The sequence below is a fragment of the Anaerococcus sp. Marseille-Q7828 genome, from assembly GCF_949769285.1.
Classification (GTDB): Bacteria; Bacillota; Clostridia; order Tissierellales; family Peptoniphilaceae; genus Anaerococcus.
Genome location: NZ_OX458331.1, coordinates 1,264,435 through 1,286,196, shown reverse-complemented (window position 1 = coordinate 1,286,196; position 21,762 = coordinate 1,264,435). Strand labels below are relative to the sequence as shown.

Here is a 21,762-nt window from a genome sequence, read left to right as displayed (position 1 = left end):
ACTCTATGGGAATTTTTATTGCAGGATATATTTTATTAATCCTTTCTGGAGTAGTTTTCTACTATCTCATCTCTACCTACTCTGTAAAAATTTCAGCATTTTTGATTGATTTTATAGTTGTAGGTTTAGGATTTTATATATCCATAAAAGATAGACTAGATAACAAATTAGCTATTCCCCTTTCAATTACAGTAGTAATAGTTTATGGAATATTGCTAGTTTTAATAAATCAAAAGCTACCAAAAGTTAGCAAGTTTTTAAACTATATAATTGCTTTTATAGGCTCATCAGTTGCCCTATGGTTGGCACTTGATTTTATTACAAGCACACTAAGTGCTTTTAAAATAATAGGTCAAACTTATCATCAATTACCAATAGCAAAAAATATGATGATAAATTCCTATATACATTATGTAATTGTATTCTTGATTAGTATTCCAGTGTTTAAAAGTAGAATGAAATTTATATTTGGAGGAAATTATGAGTAAAGAAATGGATAAAAATAAAGACGAAAATCATGATAAAAAGGAACTTCAAATTAGATCATCTGCTGCTGAATACTTGACTTTTATTGCAGCAAATGGTGATGATCAAGAAGCTATAGAAATTAGATATGAAGATGAGAATATTTGGCTAACTCAAAAAATGATGGCAGCTCTTTATGATGTTAGTGTCGCCACAATAAATGAACATCTTAAAAAAATCTATGCCGATAGTGAATTACAAGAAGAAGCAACTATTAGGAATTTCCTAATAGTTCAAAAAGAAGGTTCTAGAAATGTTTCAAGGGAAACAAAGCACTATAATCTGCAAGCAATTATTGCAGTAGGGTTTAAAGTAAATAACGAACGTGCAGTCCAATTTAGAAAGTGGGCAAACCAAATTATAAAAGATTTTACAATTAAAGGTTGGGCAATGGATGATGAAAGATTAAAAAATTCTGGCACAAAACTTACCAAAGATTATTTCGAAAAATTACTTGTAAAAATTCGTGAAATTAGATTATCTGAGAGAAGATTCTATCAAAAAATCACAGATATTTATGCCACATCTTTAGACTATGATCCATCTGCAAAAGCAACAAAAAGATTTTTTGCAGCTATTCAAAATAAATTGCACTATGCAATTCATGGAAAAACTGCAGCCGAATTAATTGTAGATAGAGCCAATCACAAAACTAAAAATATGGGACTTACTACTTGGGAAGGCTCTCCAAATTCAAAAATTCATAAATATGATGTAGTAGTTGCAAAAAATTATTTAAACGAAGAAGAATTAAATCAAATGCAAAGAATTGTTTCATCTTATTTAGACATGGCAGAACTACAAGCAGAAAGACATATCCCAATGACAATGGAAGATTGGGAAAAAAGATTGAATGGATTTTTACAATTATGGGATAAAGAAATCTTAAACGATGCAGGAAAAGTCTCTGCAGCACTTGCTAAAAAACACGCAGAGAGTGAATTTGAAAAATATAGAATAATACAAGATAGACTCTACAAAAGTGATTTTGATAAGTTCCTAGAACTAGAAGATAATACTAAAAAATTAGAAGAATAACTTAATATACGCTTAACGCTTATAACTTTAATAGCAAGCACAGTAAGTGAGTACCCACTTACGAAAAATTGATGGAGCAGAACCTTTATGGACTGCTTCTTTTTTTATCAATTTTACCTTGTTAGGGAGAACCCTAAGACCCCAATAATTTATGATAAGGAGAAATACTATGGATAATAGAAAAAGAAATAATCAACTAAAAATATATTTAACAGATGAAGAAAAAGAAGTTTTTGAAAAGAAAATGAAACTTGCAAATTGCAAAACCATGTCCCACTTTCTTAGGAAATGTGTATTAGAAAAAGAAATTTATGTTGTAGATTTAGAACCATTTAGAAACTTACAATGGCTACTTTCAAATGCAACAAATAATATAAACCAGATTGCAAAAGCTACTAATACAACTGGTGTTATTTACAAAAATGAAATTGAATCTATGAATAAGCAGATAGAAAAATTATCAAGAGAAATATGGCAGATCCATTCCCTACTTCTTAATAAATCAAAAGAAAGTTCTGGTGATTAGTATGGCAATTACAAAAATACATCCTATAAAATCAACTCTAAATTTGGCAATAGATTATATAACCAAGAGTGAAAAAACTGATGAAAAAGTCTTGGTTTCTTCATTTAAATGTCATCCATCTACTGCCCATATTCAGTTTATGAAAACACGAGAAGACAATGATACTAAAGGTACAGTTTTGGCTAGGCATTTAATCCAATCTTTTCTACCAGGAGAGGTTGATCCTATAAAAGCTCACGAAATTGGAATGGAATTATGTAAGAAAATTTTAAAAGAAGATTATGAATTTGTTCTTGCAACTCATATAGATAGATGGCATATCCATAACCATATTATTTTTAATAATGTTAATTACAAGACTGGTAAATGCTACCAATCTAACAAAAAGTCTTACCATAAAATTAGGTATCAAAGTGACGAATTATGTAAAGAAAATATGCTTTCAGTCATTGATGAATATTATGAAGCTTACAAAAGAAAATATAAAACTGCTGGTAAATCTTGGTATGAATATGACCAAAACAAGAAAGGCAATTCTTGGAAATCTAAATTGCAATTTGATATAGACAGAATGATTAATAAGTCTAAATCGTGGGAAGAATTTTTAGATAATATGAAATCTATTGATTATGAAATTAAGTTTGGTAAACACATTGCTTTTCGTCATAAAGATAAGCAAAGATTTACAAGAGCTAAGACTATCGGAGAAGATTATACTGAGGAAAAAATCAAAGAAAGAATAGATTTATCTATTAAAAACAAAGCTAATCCTACTAAAAAGCGTGTAGGAAATGTTATTGATATATCTACTAATGAAAAAGCACAATCCTCTAAAGGTTATGAAGTTTGGGCAAGAAAGCACAATATCAAAACAATGGCTGATTCAATAATTAAACTTCGAGAACAAGGAATTAATTCAATTACTCAACTCGATGATCTGATCAAAAAATCTGCTGATGATAGACAAGACTTATTAGATAAAATAAAGAAAATTGAAGCTGAGATGAAGAGTTTATCCCAAGATATGGAAAATATAAATTCTATAAATAAGTATCATGAAATCTATAAATACCACAAGAAAAATCCTGAAGATAATCAGTTTGCAGAAGAATATTATAGTGAACTTTCTGTTTATAAAATAGCCGCTAAAGAAATTTTAGAAAACTATAAAAAGCTTCCAAGCACAAAAGAAATACTATCAAATCTCGATAAATTGCAAGAAAAAAAGAACACCCTTATGCAAGAGTATTCTTTGAATAAAGAACAATTTTCTGACCTTGTTCAGTATAGGAAAAACTATGAAAATTATTATGGAAAGGAAGTGGAGAGATAAAAAGCTATAAGCGGATAAACTTATAGCTTTTTTAAAATTATTTACAAATTTTTATTCTAAAAATAGCATAAAAATCTAGTTATCCGCATAAAAACTGGACTTATCACACTTTATCAAGGTCAAAACCACTCAATTTACTACTAATTTACTACTTATGAATGAGCTTTGATACGACGATTTATCCTTGAAAAGTGAAGATATAAAGATACTTCCAATAAAATTTGAATATTTAATAGGTAGACACTTCAAAAAATGAGGTGTCTATTTTTTTACCCGATTTTGAAAGGAAGTGAACTTATGAAAACAAAAAATCAAGAATCAAAAGGTCGTTCCCCACTCTTTAAGACCATCAAACATTCATTCAGCCAATAAAAAAGAAAGGATAGGTAAAAATATGGAACTTAAATTTGTGATTCCCAACATGGAAAAAACATTCGGCAATTTAGAATTTGCTGGCGAGGATAAAGTCGTTCAGCGAAGAATCAACGGACGGCTAACTGTCTTATCAAGAAGCTATAATCTCTATTCTGATGTTCAAAGAGCAGATGATATTGTGGTGGTGCTTCCTGCTGAAGCTGGCGAAAAACATTTCGGCTTTGAGGAACGTGTGAAGTTAGTCAATCCACGTATTACCGCAGAGGGCTACAAAATCGGCACTCGTGGTTTTACAAATTACCTTTTACATGCTGACGACATGATAAAAGAATAAAGAAAGAGAGGAAAAATGATGAGATTAGCAAATGGCATTGTATTAGATAAAGACACGACTTTTGGAGAATTGAAATTCTCTGCTCTACGTCGTGAAGTGAGAATCCAAAATGAAGACGGGTCGGTTTCAGATGAAATCAAGGAACGTACCTATGACTTAAAATCCAAAGGACAAGGACGCATGATTCAAGTAAGTATTCCTGCCAGCGTGCCTTTGAAAGAGTTTGATTATAACGCACGGGTGGAACTTATCAATCCCATTGCGGACACCGTTGCTACTGCCACCTATCAAGGAGCAGATGTTGACTGGTATATCAAGGCAGACGATATTGTGCTGACAAAGGATTCTAGTTCATTCAAAGCTCAACCACAAGCAAAGAAAGAACCGACACAAGACAAATAGTCGCTAGGTAGAAAGGAGACTTTTTCGCATGAAACAGCGTGGTAAAAGGATTCGCCCATCTGGTAAAGATTTAGTCTTTCATTTTACGATAGCGTCACTCCTGCCTGTTTTCCTGCTGGTTGTCGGACTGTTTCATGTGAAGACAATCCAGCAGATCAACTGGCAGGATTTTAACCTATCACAAGCAGATAAGATTGACATTCCCTATTTAATTATCAGTTTCAGTGTCGCAATTCTTATCTGCTTGCTGGTAGCGTTTGTATTCAAACGGGTTCGCTATGATACGGTTAAACAACTTTACCACCGTCAAAAACTGGCAAAGATGATACTTGAAAACAAGTGGTATGAATCTGAACAGGTCAAAACAGAGGGTTTCTTTAAAGATAGTGCTGGTCGTACAAAGGAAAAGATAACCTACTTCCCTAAAATGTATTATCGACTTAAAAATGGCTTGATACAGATACGGGTGGAAATCACGCTGGGAAAATATCAAGACCAACTCTTACACTTGGAAAAGAAATTAGAGAGTGGCTTGTACTGTGAGCTGACGGATAAAGAGTTAAAGGATTCCTATGTGGAATATACTTTGCTCTATGACACCATAGCCAGTCGTATTTCTATTGATGAAGTAGAAGCTAAAGATGGTAAACTTCGCTTAATGAAAAACGTATGGTGGGAATATGATAAGCTCCCTCATATGTTGATTGCTGGTGGTACAGGTGGCGGTAAAACTTACTTTATACTGACACTGATTGAAGCCTTGCTTCATACAGATTCAAAACTGTATATTCTTGACCCGAAAAATGCTGATCTTGCGGACTTAGGTTCTGTGATGGCAAATGTCTACTATAGAAAAGAAGACTTGCTTTCTTGCATTGAAACATTCTATGAAGAAATGATGAAACGTAGTGAGGAAATGAAGCAGATGAAGAACTATAAGACTGGCAAAAATTATGCTTACTTAGGTCTCCCGGCACACTTCTTAATCTTTGATGAATACGTCGCTTTCATGGAAATGCTGGGAACAAAAGAAAACACCGCAGTTATGAATAAGCTGAAACAGATTGTCATGTTAGGTCGTCAAGCTGGCTTCTTTCTAATACTGGCTTGTCAACGTCCAGACGCAAAATATTTAGGCGACGGAATCCGTGATCAGTTTAATTTCAGAGTGGCTTTAGGTCGTATGTCTGAAATGGGCTATGGCATGATGTTTGGCAGTGACGTACAAAAGGATTTCTTCTTAAAGCGAATCAAAGGTCGTGGCTATGTTGATGTAGGAACAAGTGTCATATCAGAGTTTTATACTCCCCTTGTACCAAAAGGATATGATTTCTTGGAGGAAATTAAAAAGTTATCCAACAGCAGACAGTCCACGCAGGCGACGTGCGAAGCGGAAGTCGCAGGTGTGGACTGATCTTGCTGGCTGGTGTGGCAATAGCCACGCCAGCACTTAACCCCCCGTATCTAACAGGGGGGTACAAATCGACAGGAAACAGTCAAAAAAACATTAGAAAATCCTTTGGTTACAAGGGATTTACAAAATTTCAGCGTATGTCAAATGGGCTTTAAAAGTTGACATACGCCTTTTTGATTGGAGGGATTTTTACTGAATGAACAAACTTGGTTACAGCATTTAAAAGAAAAACGCTTGGCTTATGGACTATCTCAAAACCGTTTAGCTGTTGCGACTGGTATTACAAGGCAGTATCTAAGCGATATTGAAACAGGAAAAGTCAAGCCATCAGAGGATTTACAGCAGTCCCTTTGGGAAGCTCTGGAACGCTTCAATCCCGACGCTCCCCTTGAAATGCTGTTTGATTATGTAAGAATTCGCTTTCCGACAACAGACGTACAGCAGGTGGTCGAAAACATCTTACAACTGAAACTGTCCTATTTTCTTCATGAGGACTATGGTTTCTATTCTTATTCAGAGCATTATGCTTTAGGCGACATATTCGTCCTTTGCTCCCATGAACTGGACAAAGGAGTTCTGGTGGAATTGAAAGGTCGTGGGTGCAGACAATTTGAAAGCTATCTTCTGGCACAACAAAGAAGCTGGTATGAGTTCTTTATGGACGTTTTGGTGGCTGGCGGTGTGATGAAACGCCTTGACCTTGCCATTAACGATAAGACAGGGATTTTAAATATCCCTGTACTCACTGAAAAGTGCCAACAGGAAGAATGTATCTCCGTCTTCCGCAGTTTTAAAAGCTATCGCAGTGGCGAACTGGTACGCAAAGAGGAAAAGGAATGTATGGGAAACACCCTCTATATCGGTTCATTACAAAGTGAAGTTTATTTCTGTATCTATGAAAAGGACTACGAGCAGTACAAGAAAAATGATATTCCCATTGAAGACGCAGTAGTAAAAAACCGTTTTTAGATTCGATTGAAAAATGAGCGTGCCTATTATGCAGTCCGTGATTTACTCGTCTATGACAATCCAGAGCATACCGCCTTTAAAATTATCAATCGGTATATCCGTTTTGTAGATAAAGACGATTCCAAACCTCGTTCTGATTGGAAACTGAATGAAGAATGGGCTTGGTTTATTGGGAACAATCGTGAACGATTAAAACTAACCACAAAACCAGAGCCTTACTCCTTCCAAAGGACGCTGAACTGGCTATCTCATCAAGTTGCCCCGACCTTAAAGGTTGCGATTAAACTTGATGAAATCAACCAGACGCAGGTTGTAAAAGACATTCTCGACCATGCGAAACTGACAGACCGACACAAGCAGATTTTGAAGCAACAGTCAGTAAAAGAACAGGACGTGATAACAACAAAAAAATAACTCAAATACAAATTCATTGAATATAGAGAGGAGAACATTTTTATGAATTTTGGACAAAACCTTTATAACTGGTTTCTATCAAACGCTCAATCACTGGTGCTTTTAGCAATCGTTGTGATTGGCTTGTATCTTGGCTTCAAGCGTGAGTTTAGCAAACTGATTGGCTTTTTAATTATTGCGATTATTGCGGTTGGCTTAGTCTTCAACGCTGCTGGAGTAAAAGACATTTTACTAGAGCTATTCAATCGCATTATTGGTGCTTAAATAAAACCGTTCTTTTGTGGAATATAAGTGGTTTTCTTATGTTCCGCAAAGGAATGGTACACCAAACGAAGTGCGGTAGGGATTTTTGAATCTCTACAAAGAAAGGACGTGAATATATGGACGATATGCAAGTCTATATTGCGAATTTAGGCAAATACAATGAGGGCGAATTGGTCGGTGCGTGGTTTACCTTTCCCATTGACTTTGAGGAAGTCAAAGAGAAAATCGGCTTGAATGATGAATATGAGGAATACGCCATTCATGACTACGAGTTACCCTTTACGGTTGACGAATACACTTCCATTGGCGAACTCAATCGACTATGGGAAATGGTATCGGAATTACCCGAAGAATTACAATCGGAGCTATCTGCTCTGCTCACTCATTTTTCAAGCATTGAAGAACTAAGCGAACATCAAGAGGATATTATCATTCATTCCGATTGTGATGATATGTATGACGTGGCACGCTACTACATTGAAGAAACGGGTGCTTTAGGCGAAGTACCAGCTAGTCTTCAAAACTATATTGATTATCAAGCCTATGGTCGGGATTTAGACCTTTCAGGAACGTTTATCTCAACCAATCATGGGATTTTTGAAATCGTCTATTAAATCTGTCGGTACATTACTACTGGCAGATTTTCTATTTTACGGGGTGGCTCAATCAGCTACCCCTATTTTTTATGAAAGGATTGATTACATGAAGAAAATACGAAGCTATACCAGTATCTGGTCTGTGGAAAAGGTACTGTATTCTATCAATGATTTTAGACTTCCGTTTCCCATAACCTTTACGCAAATGACATGGTTTGTCGTGTCACTCTTTGCAGTGATGATACTTGGCAACTTGCCCCCTCTTTCCATGATAGAGGGAGCATTTCTCAAATACTTTGGGATTCCTGTGGCTTTCACATGGTTTATGTCTACAAAAACTTTTGATGGTAAAAAGCCTTATGGATTTTTGAAGTCTGTCATTGCTTATGCACTGCGACCAAAGCTGACCTATGCAGGAAAAAAAGTAACGCTTGGCAGAAACCAGCCACAAGAAGCCATTACAGCAGTTAGGAGTGAATTTTATGGCATATCCAATTAAATACATTGAAAACAATCTCGTCTGGAATAAAGACGGGGAATGTTATGCTTACTATGAGCTTGTTCCTTACAATTACTCATTTCTAAGTCCAGAACAGAAAATACAAGTGCATGATTCTTTCAGACAGCTTATCGCACAAAATCGTGATGGCAAAATTCATGCTTTACAAATCAGTACAGAATCCAGCATACGTTCTGCACAAGAGCGTTCCAAAAATGAAGTCACTGGCAAGCTCAAAGCGGTTGCCTATGACAAAATCGACCAACAGACAGACGCTTTAATATCCATGATTGGCGAAAATCAAGTGAACTACCGTTTCTTTATCGGCTTTAAGTTGCTTCTCAACGATCAGGAGTTTTCTATGAAAAGTCTTACCGTTGAAGCAAAAAATGCTTTGTCTGATTTTGTCTATGATGTGAACCATAAGCTGATGGGCGATTTTGTTAGTATGAGTAATGATGAAATCCTGCGTTTTCAGAAGATGGAAAAGCTCTTAGAAAATAAAATCTCTCGTCGTTTCAAAATCCGCAGGTTAGATAAGGACGACTTCGGCTATCTGATTGAACACCTTTACGGACAGACAGGCACTGCCTATGAAGAGTATGAGTACCATCTATCAAAGAAAAAGCTGGATAATGAAACGCTGATTAAATACTATGACTTGATTAAGCCTACTCGCTGTTTGGTGGAAGAAAAACAGCGATATTTGAAAATCCAGCAGGAAGATGAAACCGTCTATGTAGCTTACTTTACCATTAACAGCATTGTCGGAGAACTGGACTTCCCGTCCTCTGAAATCTTCTACTACCAGCAACAGCAATTTACATTCCCGATTGATACGTCAATGAATGTGGAAATTGTAGCGAATCGTAAAGCCCTATCTACTGTCCGCAATAAAAAGAAAGAACTGAAAGACTTGGATAACCACGCTTGGCAAAGTGATAATGAAACCAGCTCCAATGTGGCGGAAGCTCTGGAAAGTGTGAATGAGCTGGAAACCAATTTAGACCAAAGCAAGGAATCTATGTACAAGCTGTCTTATGTGGTAAGGGTATCAGCAAATGATCTTGACGAACTCAAACGTCGTTGTAATGAAGTGAAAGATTTTTATGACGATTTAAGCGTAAAACTGGTACGACCATTTGGGGATATGCTCGGCTTACATGAAGAATTTTTACCTGCCAGCAAGCGTTATATGAATGATTATATTCAATACGTGACCTCTGATTTCCTCGCTGGTTTAGGTTTTGGTGCTACTCAAATGCTGGGGGAAAATGAGGGGATTTATGTTGGCTACAGCTTAGATACTGGACGCAATGTCTATCTGAAACCTGCTCTTGCCAGTCAAGGGGTTAAGGGTTCAGTAACCAATGCGTTAGCGTCGGCTTTTGTTGGTTCGCTGGGTGGTGGTAAATCCTTTGCGAATAACCTTATCGTCTATTATGCGGTGCTTTATGGGGCACAAGCAGTGATTGTAGACCCAAAAGCAGAACGTGGCAGATGGAAAGAAACCTTGCCAGAGATTTCCCATGAAATCAATATCGTCACTCTGACTTCTGATGAGAAAAACAAAGGCTTACTTGACCCTTATGTGATTATGAAAAATCCCAAAGATTCTGAATCACTGGCTATTGATATTCTGACATTCCTTACGGGGATTTCCTCTCGTGATGGGGAACGCTTCCCAATCCTTAGAAAAGCCATTCGTGCAGTAACCAATAGTGAAGTACGAGGGTTGATGAAAGTGATTGAGGAATTACGGGTTGAGAATACGCCACTAAGTACCAGTATAGCCGACCATATCGAAAGTTTTACAGACTATGACTTTGCACATTTATTATTCAGTAATGGTTATGTGGAGCAGTCTATCAGCTTAGAAAAACAACTGAACATTATACAGGTTGCGGACTTGGTACTTCCCGACAAGGAAACTTCCTTTGAGGAATATACCACTATGGAGCTTTTATCCGTTGCTATGCTGATTGTCATTAGTACCTTTGCTTTAGACTTTATCCATACAGACCGAAGCATTTTCAAGATTGTAGATTTAGACGAAGCATGGAGCTTTTTACAGGTAGCACAAGGAAAAACACTATCTATGAAGCTGGTTCGGGCTGGTCGTGCTATGAACGCTGGGGTATATTTCGTGACCCAAAATACAGACGACCTCTTAGATGAAAAACTGAAAAATAACCTCGGCTTAAAATTTGCATTTCGTTCCACTGACCTTAACGAGATTAAAAAGACCTTAGCCTTTTTTGGTGTAGACCCAGAGGACGAAAACAATCAGAAGCGATTGCGTGATTTGGAAAACGGGCAATGCCTTATCAGTGATTTATATGGTCGTGTCGGTGTGATACAGTTCCACCCTGTATTTGAAGAACTGCTCCATGCCTTTGATACCAGACCACCTGTGCGAAAAGAGGTGTAAATGTGAAACCATCAATAGTAAACAGAATAAAATCAAACTGGACGCTGAAACGTCTAGGTAAAGTGGCAATGACAGTGGCTTTCACACTTGTGATTGCCATTTTTCTTTTAGCCATGCTGGGAACGGTGGTTCAAGCTGCGGGCTTGGTAGATGATACGGTCAATGTGGCAAATGAATACAGCCGATACCCACTTGAAAACTATCAACTGGATTTTTATGTGGATAATAGCTGGGGCTGGCTTCCGTGGAACTGGTCGGACGGGATTGGAAAACAGGTCATGTATGGACTATATGCCATTACCAATTTTATTTGGACAATCAGTTTGTATGTTTCCAATGCGACAGGTTACTTAGTACAGGAAGCCTATTCCTTAGACTTCATTTCCGCTACAGCAGATTCCATTGGTAAGAATATGCAGACCTTAGCTGGTGTGAGTGCAAACGGATTTTCAACAGAGGGTTTCTATGTTGGATTCCTCTTACTCTTGATTTTGGTTCTTGGGGTTTATGTTGCCTATACGGGACTGATAAAGAGAGAAACCACAAAGGCAATTCATGCCATTATGAATTTTGTGCTGGTGTTTATCCTATCGGCTTCCTTTATTGCCTACGCTCCCGACTACATTAAAAAAATCAATGACTTTTCATCAGACATCAGTAATGCCAGTTTATCACTTGGCACGAAGATTGTCATGCCCCATTCCGATAGTCAAGGCAAGGACAGCGTGGACTTAATCAGAGATAGCCTGTTTTCCATACAGGTTCAGCAACCGTGGCTACTGCTTCAATACAACAGTTCAGACATTGAAAGTATCGGTATTGACCGTGTGGAAAGCCTGCTCTCCACCAGCCCAGATTCCAACAATGGCGAAGACAGAGAAAAAATTGTTGCGGAAGAAATTGAAGACAGAAGCAATACCAATCTAACCATTACAAAGACCATTAACCGTTTAGGTACAGTCTTCTTCCTATTTGTCTTCAATATTGGGATTTCCATATTTGTATTCCTATTAACAGGAATCATGATTTTCTCGCAGGTACTTTTTATCATCTATGCTATGTTTCTGCCTGTGAGCTTTATTTTAAGCATGATTCCATCATTTGATGGTATGTCAAAACGAGCCATAACAAAGCTCTTTAATACCATTTTGACACGAGCTGGAATCACATTGATTATTACGACAGCATTTAGTATTTCAACCATGCTCTATACCTTATCGGCTGGTTATCCGTTCTTTTTGATTGCTTTTCTACAGATTGTGACCTTTGCAGGAATCTACTTCAAGCTGGGCGATTTAATGAGTATGTTTTCTCTACAGAGTAACGATTCTCAAAGTGTGGGAAGTCGTGTGATGAGAAAACCTCGTATGCTTATGCACGCTCACATGCACCGTCTACAGCGGAAACTTGGACGTTCCATGACTACTCTAGGGGCTGGGTCTGCCATTGTTACAGGTAAAAAAGGACAGTCGGGTTCGGGGAGTTCTGCAAGGACACAAGCAGATCACTCCCGACCAGACGGAAAGGAAAAATCAACACTTGGAAAACGTATCGGTCAAACCATCGGTACAGTAGCTGATACCAAAGACAGAATGGTAGACACTGCTAGTGGTTTGAAAGAACAGGTTAAAGATTTGCCGACCAATGCAAGATATGCAGTATATCAAGGAAAATCCAAAGTAAAAGAGAATGTCCGTGATTTAACCAGTAGTATTTCTCAAACCAAAGCGGACAGAGCCAGTGGACGCAAGGAACAGCAGGAACAAAGGCGAAAAACCATTGCGAAGCGTCGCTCTGAAATGGAACAGGTCAAACAGAAAAAACAGCCTGCTTCTTCTGTTCATGAAAGACCGACTACAAGACAAGAACAATATCATGATGAACAGACCTCAAAACAGTCTAATATTCAGACTTCATATAAGGAATCTCAACAAGCCAAACAAGAGCGTCCAGCAGTTAAGTCCGATTTTTCAAGTCCAAAAGTGGAACGCCAAGGCAATACCGTTCAAGAAAAAACCGTTCAAAAGCCAGCAACTTCAACCACTACAGCAGATAGAACTTCACAACGTCCAATCACAAAAGAACGTCCGTCTACTGTTCAAAGAGTACCACTACAAAATACAAGAAGTAGACCACCAATCAAAACCGCCACCATTAAGAAAGTCGGTAAGAAACCATGAAGTTGAAAACTTTAGTGATTGGTGGTTCTGGATTATTCTTGATGGTCTTCTCACTGCTTCTGTTTGTTGCCATTTTATTTTCAGATGAACAGGACAGCGGAATTTCCAATATTCATTATGGAGGTGTGAATGTTTCCGCAGAAGTGCTGGCTCATAAGCCTATGGTAGAAAAATATGCCAAAGAATATGGCGTTGAAGAATATGTCAACATACTTCTTGCGATTATACAGGTGGAATCGGGCGGTACTGCGGAAGATGTTATGCAGTCCTCGGAATCCCTCGGTCTTCCACCTAATTCATTGAGTACAGAAGAATCCATTAAGCAAGGTGTGAAGTATTTCAGTGAATTATTAGCCAGTAGCGAAAGGCTCAGTGTAGATTTAGAATCGGTTATCCAGTCCTACAATTATGGTGGTGGTTTCTTAGGGTATGTGGCTAATCGTGGAAATAAATATACCTTTGAACTGGCTCAAAGTTTCTCAAAAGAGTATTCAGGTGGCGAAAAAGTGTCTTACCCCAATCCCATAGCCATACCTATCAATGGGGGCTGGCGATACAACTATGGCAATATGTTTTATGTGCAACTGGTAACGCAGTATCTTGTCACAACAGAGTTTGATGATGATACGGTACAAGCCATCATGGACGAAGCACTGAAATATGAGGGCTGGCGATACGTTTACGGTGGAGCTTCCCCGACTACTTCTTTTGATTGTAGCGGACTGACACAATGGACGTATGGAAAAGCTGGAATTAACTTACCACGAACCGCACAACAGCAATATGATGTGACCCAGCATATCCCACTATCGGAAGCACAAGCTGGCGATTTGGTTTTCTTTCATTCTACCTATAACGCTGGCTCTTATATTACTCATGTTGGGATATACCTTGGCAATAACCGTATGTTTCATGCAGGCGACCCAATCGGTTATGCCGACTTAACAAGCCCCTACTGGCAACAGCATTTAGTGGGAGCAGGACGAATCAAACAATGAGAAAGGAAGATTTAATGATGAAATTTAGAAAAAATCAGAATAAAGAAAAACAGATACCAAAGGAAAAGAAACCTCGTGTCTACTATAAGGTCAATCCTCATAAAAAGGTTGTGATTGCCTTGTGGGTACTTTTAGGGCTTAGTTTCAGCTTTGCGATATTCAAGCACTTTACAGCTATAGATACTCATACTATTCACGAAACAACTATCATAGAAAAGGAATACGTTGATACTCATCATGTAGAAAATTTTGTAGAGAACTTTGCGAAAGTCTACTATTCATGGGAGCAATCCGATAAGTCCATTGATAATCGAATGGAAAGTCTAAAAGGCTATCTGACAGATGAACTTCAAGCTCTCAATGTTGATACAGTACGCAAAGATATTCCTGTATCGTCTTCTGTAAGAGGATTTCAGATATGGACGGTAGAGCCAACTGGCGACAATGAGTTTAATGTAACCTACAGTGTAGACCAGCTCATTACAGAGGGAGAAAATACAAAGACCGTCCACTCTGCTTATATAGTGAGTGTCTATGTAGATGGTTCTGGAAATATGGTACTGGTTAAGAATCCGACCATTACCAACATACCTAAGAAATCAAGTTATAAACCAAAAGCCATTGAAAGTGAGGGGACGGTTGATTCCATTACAACCAATGAAATCAATGAGTTTTTAACGACGTTCTTCAAGCTCTATCCTACAGCGACAGCCAGTGAACTTTCCTACTATGTGAATGACGGGATATTAAAACCAATCGGAAAAGAGTACATCTTTCAAGAACTGGTAAATCCTATTCACAATCGTAAGGATAATCAAGTCACGGTATCGCTGACAGTGGAGTATATCGACCAGCAGACCAAAGCAACGCAGGTATCTCAATTTGATTTGGTACTTGAAAAGAACGGGAGTAATTGGAAGATTATAGAATAACAAATATTGGTACATTATTACAGCTATTTTGTAATCACGTACTCTCTTTGATAAAAAATTGGAGATTCCTTTACAAATATGCTCTTACGTGCTATTATTTAAGTATCTATTTAAAAGGAGTTAATAAATATGCGGCAAGGTATTCTTAAATAAACTGTCAATTTGATAGCGGGAACAAATAATTAGATGTCCTTTTTTAGGAGGGCTTAGTTTTTTGTACCCAGTTTAAGAATACCTTTATCATGTGATTCTAAAGTATCCAGAGAATATCTGTATGCTTTGTATACCTATGATTATGCATAAAAATCCCAGTGATAAAAGTATTTATCACTGGGATTTTTATGCCCTTTTGGGTTTTTGAATGGAGGAAAATCACATGAAAATTATTAATATTGGAGTTTTAGCTCATGTTGATGCAGGAAAAACTACCTTAACAGAAAGCTTATTATATAACAGTGGAGCGATTACAGAATTAGGAAGCGTGGACAAAGGTACAACGAGGACGGATAATACGCTTTTAGAACGTCAGAGAGGAATTACAATTCAGACAGGAATAACCTCTTTTCAGTGGGAAAATACGAAGGTGAACATCATAGACACGCCAGGACATATGGATTTCTTAGCAGAAGTATATCGTTCATTATCAGTTTTAGATGGGGCAATTCTACTGATTTCTGCAAAAGATGGCGTACAAGCACAAACTCGTATATTATTTCATGCACTTAGGAAAATGGGGATTCCCACAATCTTTTTTATCAATAAGATTGACCAAAATGGAATTGATTTATCAACGGTTTATCAGGATATTAAAGAGAAACTTTCTGCCGAAATTGTAATCAAACAGAAGGTAGAACTGTATCCTAATATGTGTGTGACGAACTTTACCGAATCTGAACAATGGGATACGGTAATAGAGGGAAACGATGACCTTTTAGAGAAATATATGTCCGGTAAATCATTAGAAGCATTGGAACTCGAACAAGAGGAAAGCATAAGATTTCATAATTGTTCCCTGTTCCCTGTTTATCACGGAAGTGCAAAAAACAATATAGGGATTGATAACCTTATAGAAGTGATTACGAATAAATTTTATTCATCAACACATCGAGGTCCGTCTGAACTTTGCGGAAATGTTTTCAAAATTGAATATACAAAAAAAAGACAACGTCTTGCATATATACGCCTTTATAGTGGAGTACTACATTTACGAGATTCGGTTAGAGTATCAGAAAAAGAAAAAATAAAAGTTACAGAAATGTATACTTCAATAAATGGTGAATTATGTAAGATTGATAGAGCTTATTCTGGAGAAATTGTTATTTTGCAAAATGAGTTTTTGAAGTTAAATAGTGTTCTTGGAGATACAAAACTATTGCCACAGAGAAAAAAGATTGAAAATCCGCACCCTCTACTACAAACAACTGTTGAACCGAGTAAACCTGAACAGAGAGAAATGTTGCTTGATGCCCTTTTGGAAATCTCAGATAGTGATCCGCTTCTACGATATTACGTGGATTCTACGACACATGAAATTATACTTTCTTTCTTAGGGAAAGTACAAATGGAAGTGATTAGTGCACTGTTGCAAGAAAAGTATCATGTGGAGATAGAACTAAAAGAGCCTACAGTCATTTATATGGAGAGACCGTTAAAAAATGCAGAATATACCATTCACATCGAAGTGCCGCCAAATCCTTTCTGGGCTTCCATTGGTTTATCTGTATCACCGCTTCCGTTGGGAAGTGGAATGCAGTATGAGAGCTCGGTTTCTCTTGGATACTTAAATCAATCATTTCAAAATGCAGTTATGGAAGGGATACGCTATGGTTGCGAACAAGGATTATATGGTTGGAATGTGACGGACTGTAAAATCTGTTTTAAGTATGGCTTATACTATAGCCCTGTTAGTACCCCAGCAGATTTTCGAATGCTTGCTCCTATTGTATTGGAACAAGTCTTAAAAAAAGCTGGAACAGAATTGTTAGAGCCATATCTTAGTTTTAAAATTTATGCGCCACAGGAATATCTTTCACGAGCATACAACGATGCTCCTAAATATTGTGCGAACATCGTAGACACTCAATTGAAAAATAATGAGGTCATTCTTAGTGGAGAAATCCCTGCTCGATGTATTCAAGAATATCGTAGTGATTTAACTTTCTTTACAAATGGACGTAGTGTTTGTTTAACAGAGTTAAAAGGGTACCATGTTACTACCGGTGAACCTGTTTGCCAGCCCCGTCGTCCAAATAGTAGGATAGATAAAGTACGATATATGTTCAATAAAATAACTTAGTGTATTTTATGTTGTTATATAAATATGGTTTCTTGTTAAATAAGATGAAATATTCTTTAATAAAGATTTGAATTAAAGTGTAAAGGAGGAGATAGTTATTATAAACTACAAGTGGATATTGTGTCCTGTATGTGGAAATAAAACACGATTAAAGATAAGGGAAGATACTGAATTAAAAAAATTCCCCCTCTATTGTCCGAAATGCAGACAAGAAAATTTAATTGAAATAAAGCAGTTCAAAGTAACTGTGATTACAGAGCCAGACGCAAAGACGCAGAGCCGATAAAATGAGATTAATACAATCTCATTTTATCGGCTCTTTCCGTTATGTATGGATTCTTTTAATTAGTCTTCGATGTTTCTTGCTTCGTTGATACCGCTGGCTAAAGATTCCATTAAGGATAGTTCTTTGTCTGTAAAGCTATCCATGTATTTCTCTATCTGTAATCGTCGGGTGCTTTTTACCAAGTTATTAGCAGGTAAGAAAAATTCATCAACGGAAACATGAAGTAACGATACAAGGTCATAAAGAACTTGTATGCTGGGGTGTTGCCCCTTATTTTCAATATTAGTTAAGTAACGTGGGTCAATTTCAATCAATGCTCCCACTTGTTCACGAGTTAAACCTCGTTTCAATCGAGCTTCTTTAATGGCTAAACCAAAGGCTCTAAAATCATATTTATCTTCTTTTTTACGCATAGTAGACCACCTCTATACATTTTACTGTTCCTATTGAATTAGAAACAGGTATAGAAAAACATGTTATATAGTTTATAGGTTCATATTTAATAAAAAGCACTACTAAACGCCAATAAAAAAAACCGTTATATGGTAGTGCTATTTATGCTGTTAAAATATTGTATCTTACTTCCAAATGGCGGTTTGTTGGAGGTCAAAGTCGCCATGAAGTATATCACATACAATCAAGTTCCCCACATTGAGTATTTATCAAAAAAAGTCGTCTATCTGCAATAGATAAGTACGTCCACCAATGTGGTTTTATAAATCATATAGATAGAATAACAGAAGCATGTAAACAGAGAAATAAATCTGTTTATATGCTTTTTTGGCTATTCAGAACTTTTTTACAAAGTTTATTTATCAGTAATGCAACAAATCCCCCTTTCACATTGGGACTAAGAGTGAAAGGAGATAAACGAGCAAGGCTCACTTCCTTTCCTAGACAGAAAGGGGGTGAGAAACATGAAACCATCTTCTTTTCAGACCACAATAGAAAATCAGTTTGACTATATCTGTAAACGTGCTATGGAAGACGAGCGAAAGAATTATATGCTTTATCTTTCAAGGATTGCAAAGCGTGAGGTGTCCTTTTCGGATGTTGGCGATTATCTTGTTAGCCAGTTTGCGACAACAGATAACTATTCAACTGACTTTCAGATTTTTACACTCAATGGGTTATCAGTAGGCGTTGAAAATGATTTGTTGAGTGAAGCATTACGTGAGTTGCCAGACAAGAAACGTGAAATTCTACTGCTGTTTTACTTTATGGACATGAGCGATTCAGAAATTGCAGACCTGTTGAAATTGAACCGTTCTACTGTCTATCGGCATAGAACCAGTGGACTAGCCTTAATTAAAAAGTTTATGGAGGAATTTGAAGAATGAAAACACAATATCCTATGATTCCCTTTCCTCTCATTGTAAAGGCAACAGATGGCGATACCGAAGCGATTAACCAGATTCTACATCATTACAGAGGGTACATAACGAAGCGTTCCCTACGACTTATGAAAGATGAATATGGCAATCAAAGTATGGTCGTTGATGAAGTCTTACGTGGAAGAATGGAAACCAGACTGATTACAAAGATTTTGTCATTTGAAATTAAGTAATATCCTCTCTCCTTTCGTGGAAGCGTGCTAAACCATTCCACGCTTCCCGAACAGGGAGGTTTGTTATTCCACCAAAGCATATTGAGCTTTCAATGTGTTTTGATAGGCTAACGAGCCATTGTTCTTTGAAAACTGAATAAAAGTAATCGAATACGTTTCGATAAGAAAAGAGCCAACGGAACTAACCGCCATGACCTATCTTATAAAGATAGCGAGCGATTCATGTTAGTGATCCGAGAAGCAATCTTTAGCAGGATTGCCTGCAACGACATTCTTATCGTGATAATGATACTCCCATACAGTCAATAGTCCGAGCGTGATAAAACCGTCGCAGGCAATGAGTATGGCTACATGAGAACCATGCAGGGGTGGAACTCCCGTGAGCTTTGCTAAAGCTGTTCGATTGCTGGTAAAACAACTTTTATGAAATCCAAATAAGTGATTTGGAAAGGAGGATTTTATGAAGCAGACTGACATTCCTATTTGGGAACGTTATACCCTAACCATTGAAGAAGCGTCAAAATATTTTCGTATTGGCGAAAACAAGCTACGACGCTTGGCAGAGGAAAATAAAAATGCAAATTGGCTGATTATGAATGGCAATCGTATTCAGATTAAACGAAAACAATTTGAAAAAATTATAGATACATTGGACGCAATCTAGCGTCGCCAAAGGGTCTTGTATATGATAAAATAGTATTAAGTCGTATCAAGGCTCTTTCCATAAAGGAAAGGAGCAAATGCCATGTCAGAAAAAAGACGTGACAATAAAGGTCGAATCTTAAAGACTGGAGAGAGCCAACGAAAAGACGGAAGATACTTATACAAATATATAGATTCATTTGGAGAACCGCAATTTGTTTACTCGTGGAAACTTGTGGCTACAGACCGAGTACCAGCAGGAAAGCGTGATTGTATCTCACTTAGAGAGAAAATCGCAGAGTTACAGAAAGACATTCATGATGGTATTGATGTTGTAGGAAAGAAAATGACACTCTGCCAGCTTTACGCAAAACAGAACGCTCAAAGACCAAAGGTTAGAAAAAACACTGAAACTGGACGCAAATATCTTATGGATATTTTGAAGAAAGACAAGTTAGGTGTAAGAAGTATTGACAGTATTAAGCCATCAGACGCTAAAGAATGGGCTATTAGAATGAGTGAAAATGGTTATGCTTATCAAACCATCAATAACTACAAACGTTCTTTAAAGGCTTCATTCTATATTGCTATACAAGATGATTGTGTTCGGAAGAATCCATTTGACTTTCAACTGAAAGCAGTTCTTGATGATGATACTGTCCCTAAGACCGTACTAACAGAAGAACAGGAAGAAAAACTGTTAGCCTTTGCAAAAGCTGATAAAACCTACAGCAAAAATTATGATGAAATTCTGATACTCTTAAAAACAGGTCTTCGTATTTCAGAGTTTGGTGGTTTGACACTTCCAGATTTAGATTTTGAGAATCGTCTTGTCAATATAGACCATCAGCTATTGAGAGATACTGAAATTGGGTACTACATTGAAACACCAAAGACCAAAAGTGGCGAACGTCAAGTTCCTATGGTTGAAGAAGCCTATCAAGCATTTAAGCGAGTGTTAGCGAATCGAAAGAATGATAAGCGTGTTGAGATTGATGGATATAGTGATTTCCTCTTTCTTAATAGAAAGAACTATCCAAAAGTGGCAAGTGATTACAACGGCATGATGAAAGGTCTTGTTAAGAAATACAATAAGTATAACGAGGATAAATTGCCACACATCACTCCACATAGTTTGCGACATACATTCTGTACCAACTATGCAAATGCAGGAATGAATCCAAAGGCATTACAGTACATTATGGGACATGCTAATATAGCCATGACGCTGAACTATTACGCACATGCAACATTCGATTCTGCAATGGCAGAAATGAAACGCTTGAATAAAGAGAAGCAACAGGAGCGTCTTGTTGCTTAGTAGTACAAATGAATTTACTACTTATTTACCACTTCTGACAGCTAAGACATGAGGAAATATGCAAAGAAACGTGAAGTATCTTCCTACAGTAAAAATACTCGAAAGCACATAGAATAAGGCTTTACGAGCATTTAAGAAAATATAAAAAGATAATTAGAAATTTATACTTTGTTTAATTTAAACTTATTCTCTTACTTAAAGAGATCCTACTAGATGACTAGCAAACATTGCTATAGGAAGTAATAAGATAAAAAGGACATTTAATGCCATAAAAAACCTATCTTTTTCCCTTACCCCAAGTATTAAACCTATTAGTCCAATAATTGGACAGACAAGCATGTGAGAATAAGCAATAAATACGCATCTCATAATTTATTATATCATTTTTTATAAAAGAAAAAACAGCCCACAAAAAGCTGT

Annotated in this window: 24 protein-coding genes and 1 pseudogene; 23 read left to right on the top strand and 2 right to left on the bottom strand. The window is 37.0% G+C overall.

What is annotated here, in order from left to right:
- The first annotated feature begins 5 nt into the window (after positions 1 to 5).
- The 19 genes and pseudogenes from QNH69_RS06060 to QNH69_RS05970 all read left to right on the top strand — a co-directional run bounded on the left by QNH69_RS06060 (position 6) and on the right by QNH69_RS05970 (position 17,812).
- Positions 6 to 488, top strand: a complete 483-nt coding sequence (locus tag QNH69_RS06060; protein ID WP_111821607.1) for a hypothetical protein — start codon at positions 6 to 8, stop codon at positions 486 to 488.
- Positions 481 to 1,563: a virulence RhuM family protein gene (locus QNH69_RS06055; RefSeq protein WP_282929624.1), complete on the top strand. Its 1,083-nt coding sequence runs from the start codon at positions 481 to 483 to the stop codon at positions 1,561 to 1,563. The genes QNH69_RS06060 and QNH69_RS06055 overlap by 8 nt, the downstream gene beginning before the upstream one ends.
- Positions 1,564 to 1,732: 169 nt before the next feature.
- Entirely contained in the window at positions 1,733 to 2,089 is a 357-nt protein-coding gene (gene mobC / locus QNH69_RS06050) for a plasmid mobilization relaxosome protein MobC (protein ID WP_000370326.1), read from the top strand.
- Between the two features lies 1 nt (position 2,090).
- Positions 2,091 to 3,422: a relaxase/mobilization nuclease domain-containing protein gene (locus QNH69_RS06045; protein ID WP_025195295.1), complete on the top strand. Its 1,332-nt coding sequence runs from the start codon at positions 2,091 to 2,093 to the stop codon at positions 3,420 to 3,422.
- Between the two features lie 394 nt (positions 3,423 to 3,816).
- Positions 3,817 to 4,131, top strand: coding sequence for a YdcP family protein (locus tag QNH69_RS06040; protein WP_000420682.1), 315 nt, complete (start codon positions 3,817 to 3,819; stop codon positions 4,129 to 4,131).
- A gap of 15 nt (positions 4,132 to 4,146) precedes the next feature.
- Entirely contained in the window at positions 4,147 to 4,533 is a 387-nt protein-coding gene (locus tag QNH69_RS06035) for a YdcP family protein (RefSeq protein ID WP_000985015.1), read from the top strand.
- A gap of 28 nt (positions 4,534 to 4,561) precedes the next feature.
- The gene (locus tag QNH69_RS06030) at positions 4,562 to 5,947 is read left to right on the top strand and encodes an FtsK/SpoIIIE domain-containing protein (protein WP_000813488.1); all 1,386 of its coding nucleotides are present in this window, start codon (positions 4,562 to 4,564) and stop codon (positions 5,945 to 5,947) included.
- Positions 5,948 to 5,949: 2 nt separating this feature from the next.
- Positions 5,950 to 6,102 carry a hypothetical protein gene (locus QNH69_RS06025; RefSeq protein ID WP_000879507.1) on the top strand — a complete coding sequence of 51 codons (153 nt, stop codon included), beginning with the start codon at positions 5,950 to 5,952 and terminating at the stop codon, positions 6,100 to 6,102.
- Between the two features lie 22 nt (positions 6,103 to 6,124).
- Positions 6,125 to 7,330: pseudogene (gene mobT / locus QNH69_RS06020) on the top strand (MobT family relaxase).
- A 42-nt stretch (positions 7,331 to 7,372) separates the two neighbouring features.
- Positions 7,373 to 7,594 carry a hypothetical protein gene (locus QNH69_RS06015; protein WP_001009056.1) on the top strand — a complete coding sequence of 74 codons (222 nt, stop codon included), beginning with the start codon at positions 7,373 to 7,375 and terminating at the stop codon, positions 7,592 to 7,594.
- Positions 7,595 to 7,710: 116 nt separating this feature from the next.
- Positions 7,711 to 8,208, top strand: a complete 498-nt coding sequence (locus QNH69_RS06010; RefSeq protein WP_000342539.1) for an antirestriction protein ArdA — start codon at positions 7,711 to 7,713, stop codon at positions 8,206 to 8,208.
- 88 nt (positions 8,209 to 8,296) lie between these two features.
- The gene (locus QNH69_RS06005) at positions 8,297 to 8,689 is read left to right on the top strand and encodes a conjugal transfer protein (RefSeq protein ID WP_000723888.1); all 393 of its coding nucleotides are present in this window, start codon (positions 8,297 to 8,299) and stop codon (positions 8,687 to 8,689) included.
- The gene (locus tag QNH69_RS06000) at positions 8,673 to 11,120 is read left to right on the top strand and encodes an ATP-binding protein (RefSeq protein ID WP_000331160.1); all 2,448 of its coding nucleotides are present in this window, start codon (positions 8,673 to 8,675) and stop codon (positions 11,118 to 11,120) included. The genes QNH69_RS06005 and QNH69_RS06000 overlap by 17 nt, the downstream gene beginning before the upstream one ends.
- 2 nt (positions 11,121 to 11,122) lie before the next feature.
- Positions 11,123 to 13,300 carry a membrane protein gene (locus QNH69_RS05995; protein WP_000804748.1) on the top strand — a complete coding sequence of 726 codons (2,178 nt, stop codon included), beginning with the start codon at positions 11,123 to 11,125 and terminating at the stop codon, positions 13,298 to 13,300.
- Positions 13,297 to 14,298 (top strand): bifunctional lysozyme/C40 family peptidase, encoded by a 1,002-nt coding sequence (locus QNH69_RS05990; protein ID WP_000769868.1) that lies wholly within the window; start codon positions 13,297 to 13,299, stop codon positions 14,296 to 14,298. The genes QNH69_RS05995 and QNH69_RS05990 overlap by 4 nt, the downstream gene beginning before the upstream one ends.
- Entirely contained in the window at positions 14,295 to 15,230 is a 936-nt protein-coding gene (locus tag QNH69_RS05985) for a conjugal transfer protein (RefSeq protein WP_001224320.1), read from the top strand. The genes QNH69_RS05990 and QNH69_RS05985 overlap by 4 nt, the downstream gene beginning before the upstream one ends.
- A gap of 244 nt (positions 15,231 to 15,474) precedes the next feature.
- The gene (locus QNH69_RS05980; protein ID WP_282929623.1) at positions 15,475 to 15,591 is read left to right on the top strand and encodes a tetracycline resistance determinant leader peptide; all 117 of its coding nucleotides are present in this window, start codon (positions 15,475 to 15,477) and stop codon (positions 15,589 to 15,591) included.
- Positions 15,592 to 15,606: 15 nt separating this feature from the next.
- Positions 15,607 to 17,526, top strand: a complete 1,920-nt coding sequence (tet(M), locus tag QNH69_RS05975) for a tetracycline resistance ribosomal protection protein Tet(M) (RefSeq protein ID WP_000691727.1) — start codon at positions 15,607 to 15,609, stop codon at positions 17,524 to 17,526.
- A gap of 118 nt (positions 17,527 to 17,644) precedes the next feature.
- Positions 17,645 to 17,812 carry a cysteine-rich KTR domain-containing protein gene (locus tag QNH69_RS05970; protein WP_000336323.1) on the top strand — a complete coding sequence of 56 codons (168 nt, stop codon included), beginning with the start codon at positions 17,645 to 17,647 and terminating at the stop codon, positions 17,810 to 17,812.
- 59 nt (positions 17,813 to 17,871) lie between these two features.
- Here the strand turns inward: QNH69_RS05970 and QNH69_RS05965 are convergent, their stop codons facing one another.
- Positions 17,872 to 18,225 carry a helix-turn-helix transcriptional regulator gene (locus QNH69_RS05965; protein WP_001227347.1) on the bottom strand — a complete coding sequence of 118 codons (354 nt, stop codon included), beginning with the start codon at positions 18,223 to 18,225 and terminating at the stop codon, positions 17,872 to 17,874.
- 504 nt (positions 18,226 to 18,729) lie between these two features.
- On the opposite strand from QNH69_RS05965, the gene QNH69_RS05960 reads away from it, so the two are divergent.
- Together QNH69_RS05960 and QNH69_RS05955 are read left to right on the top strand one after the other, a co-directional pair.
- Positions 18,730 to 19,152 carry a sigma-70 family RNA polymerase sigma factor gene (locus QNH69_RS05960; protein ID WP_000804885.1) on the top strand — a complete coding sequence of 141 codons (423 nt, stop codon included), beginning with the start codon at positions 18,730 to 18,732 and terminating at the stop codon, positions 19,150 to 19,152.
- A complete protein-coding gene (locus QNH69_RS05955) occupies positions 19,149 to 19,379 on the top strand; it encodes a helix-turn-helix domain-containing protein (protein WP_000857133.1) in 231 nt (76 codons plus the stop codon). The genes QNH69_RS05960 and QNH69_RS05955 overlap by 4 nt, the downstream gene beginning before the upstream one ends.
- Before the next feature lie 225 nt (positions 19,380 to 19,604).
- Here the strand turns inward: QNH69_RS05955 and QNH69_RS05950 are convergent, their stop codons facing one another.
- Positions 19,605 to 19,856: a hypothetical protein gene (locus QNH69_RS05950; protein ID WP_001845478.1), complete on the bottom strand. Its 252-nt coding sequence runs from the start codon at positions 19,854 to 19,856 to the stop codon at positions 19,605 to 19,607.
- On the opposite strand from QNH69_RS05950, the gene QNH69_RS05945 reads away from it, so the two are divergent.
- Both QNH69_RS05945 and QNH69_RS05940 read left to right on the top strand, forming a co-directional pair.
- Positions 19,840 to 20,043 (top strand): excisionase, encoded by a 204-nt coding sequence (locus tag QNH69_RS05945; RefSeq protein ID WP_000814511.1) that lies wholly within the window; start codon positions 19,840 to 19,842, stop codon positions 20,041 to 20,043. The genes QNH69_RS05950 and QNH69_RS05945 overlap by 17 nt on opposite strands.
- 81 nt (positions 20,044 to 20,124) lie before the next feature.
- Positions 20,125 to 21,342, top strand: a complete 1,218-nt coding sequence (locus QNH69_RS05940; protein ID WP_001291561.1) for a tyrosine-type recombinase/integrase — start codon at positions 20,125 to 20,127, stop codon at positions 21,340 to 21,342.
- The last annotated feature ends 420 nt before the right edge of the window (positions 21,343 to 21,762 follow it).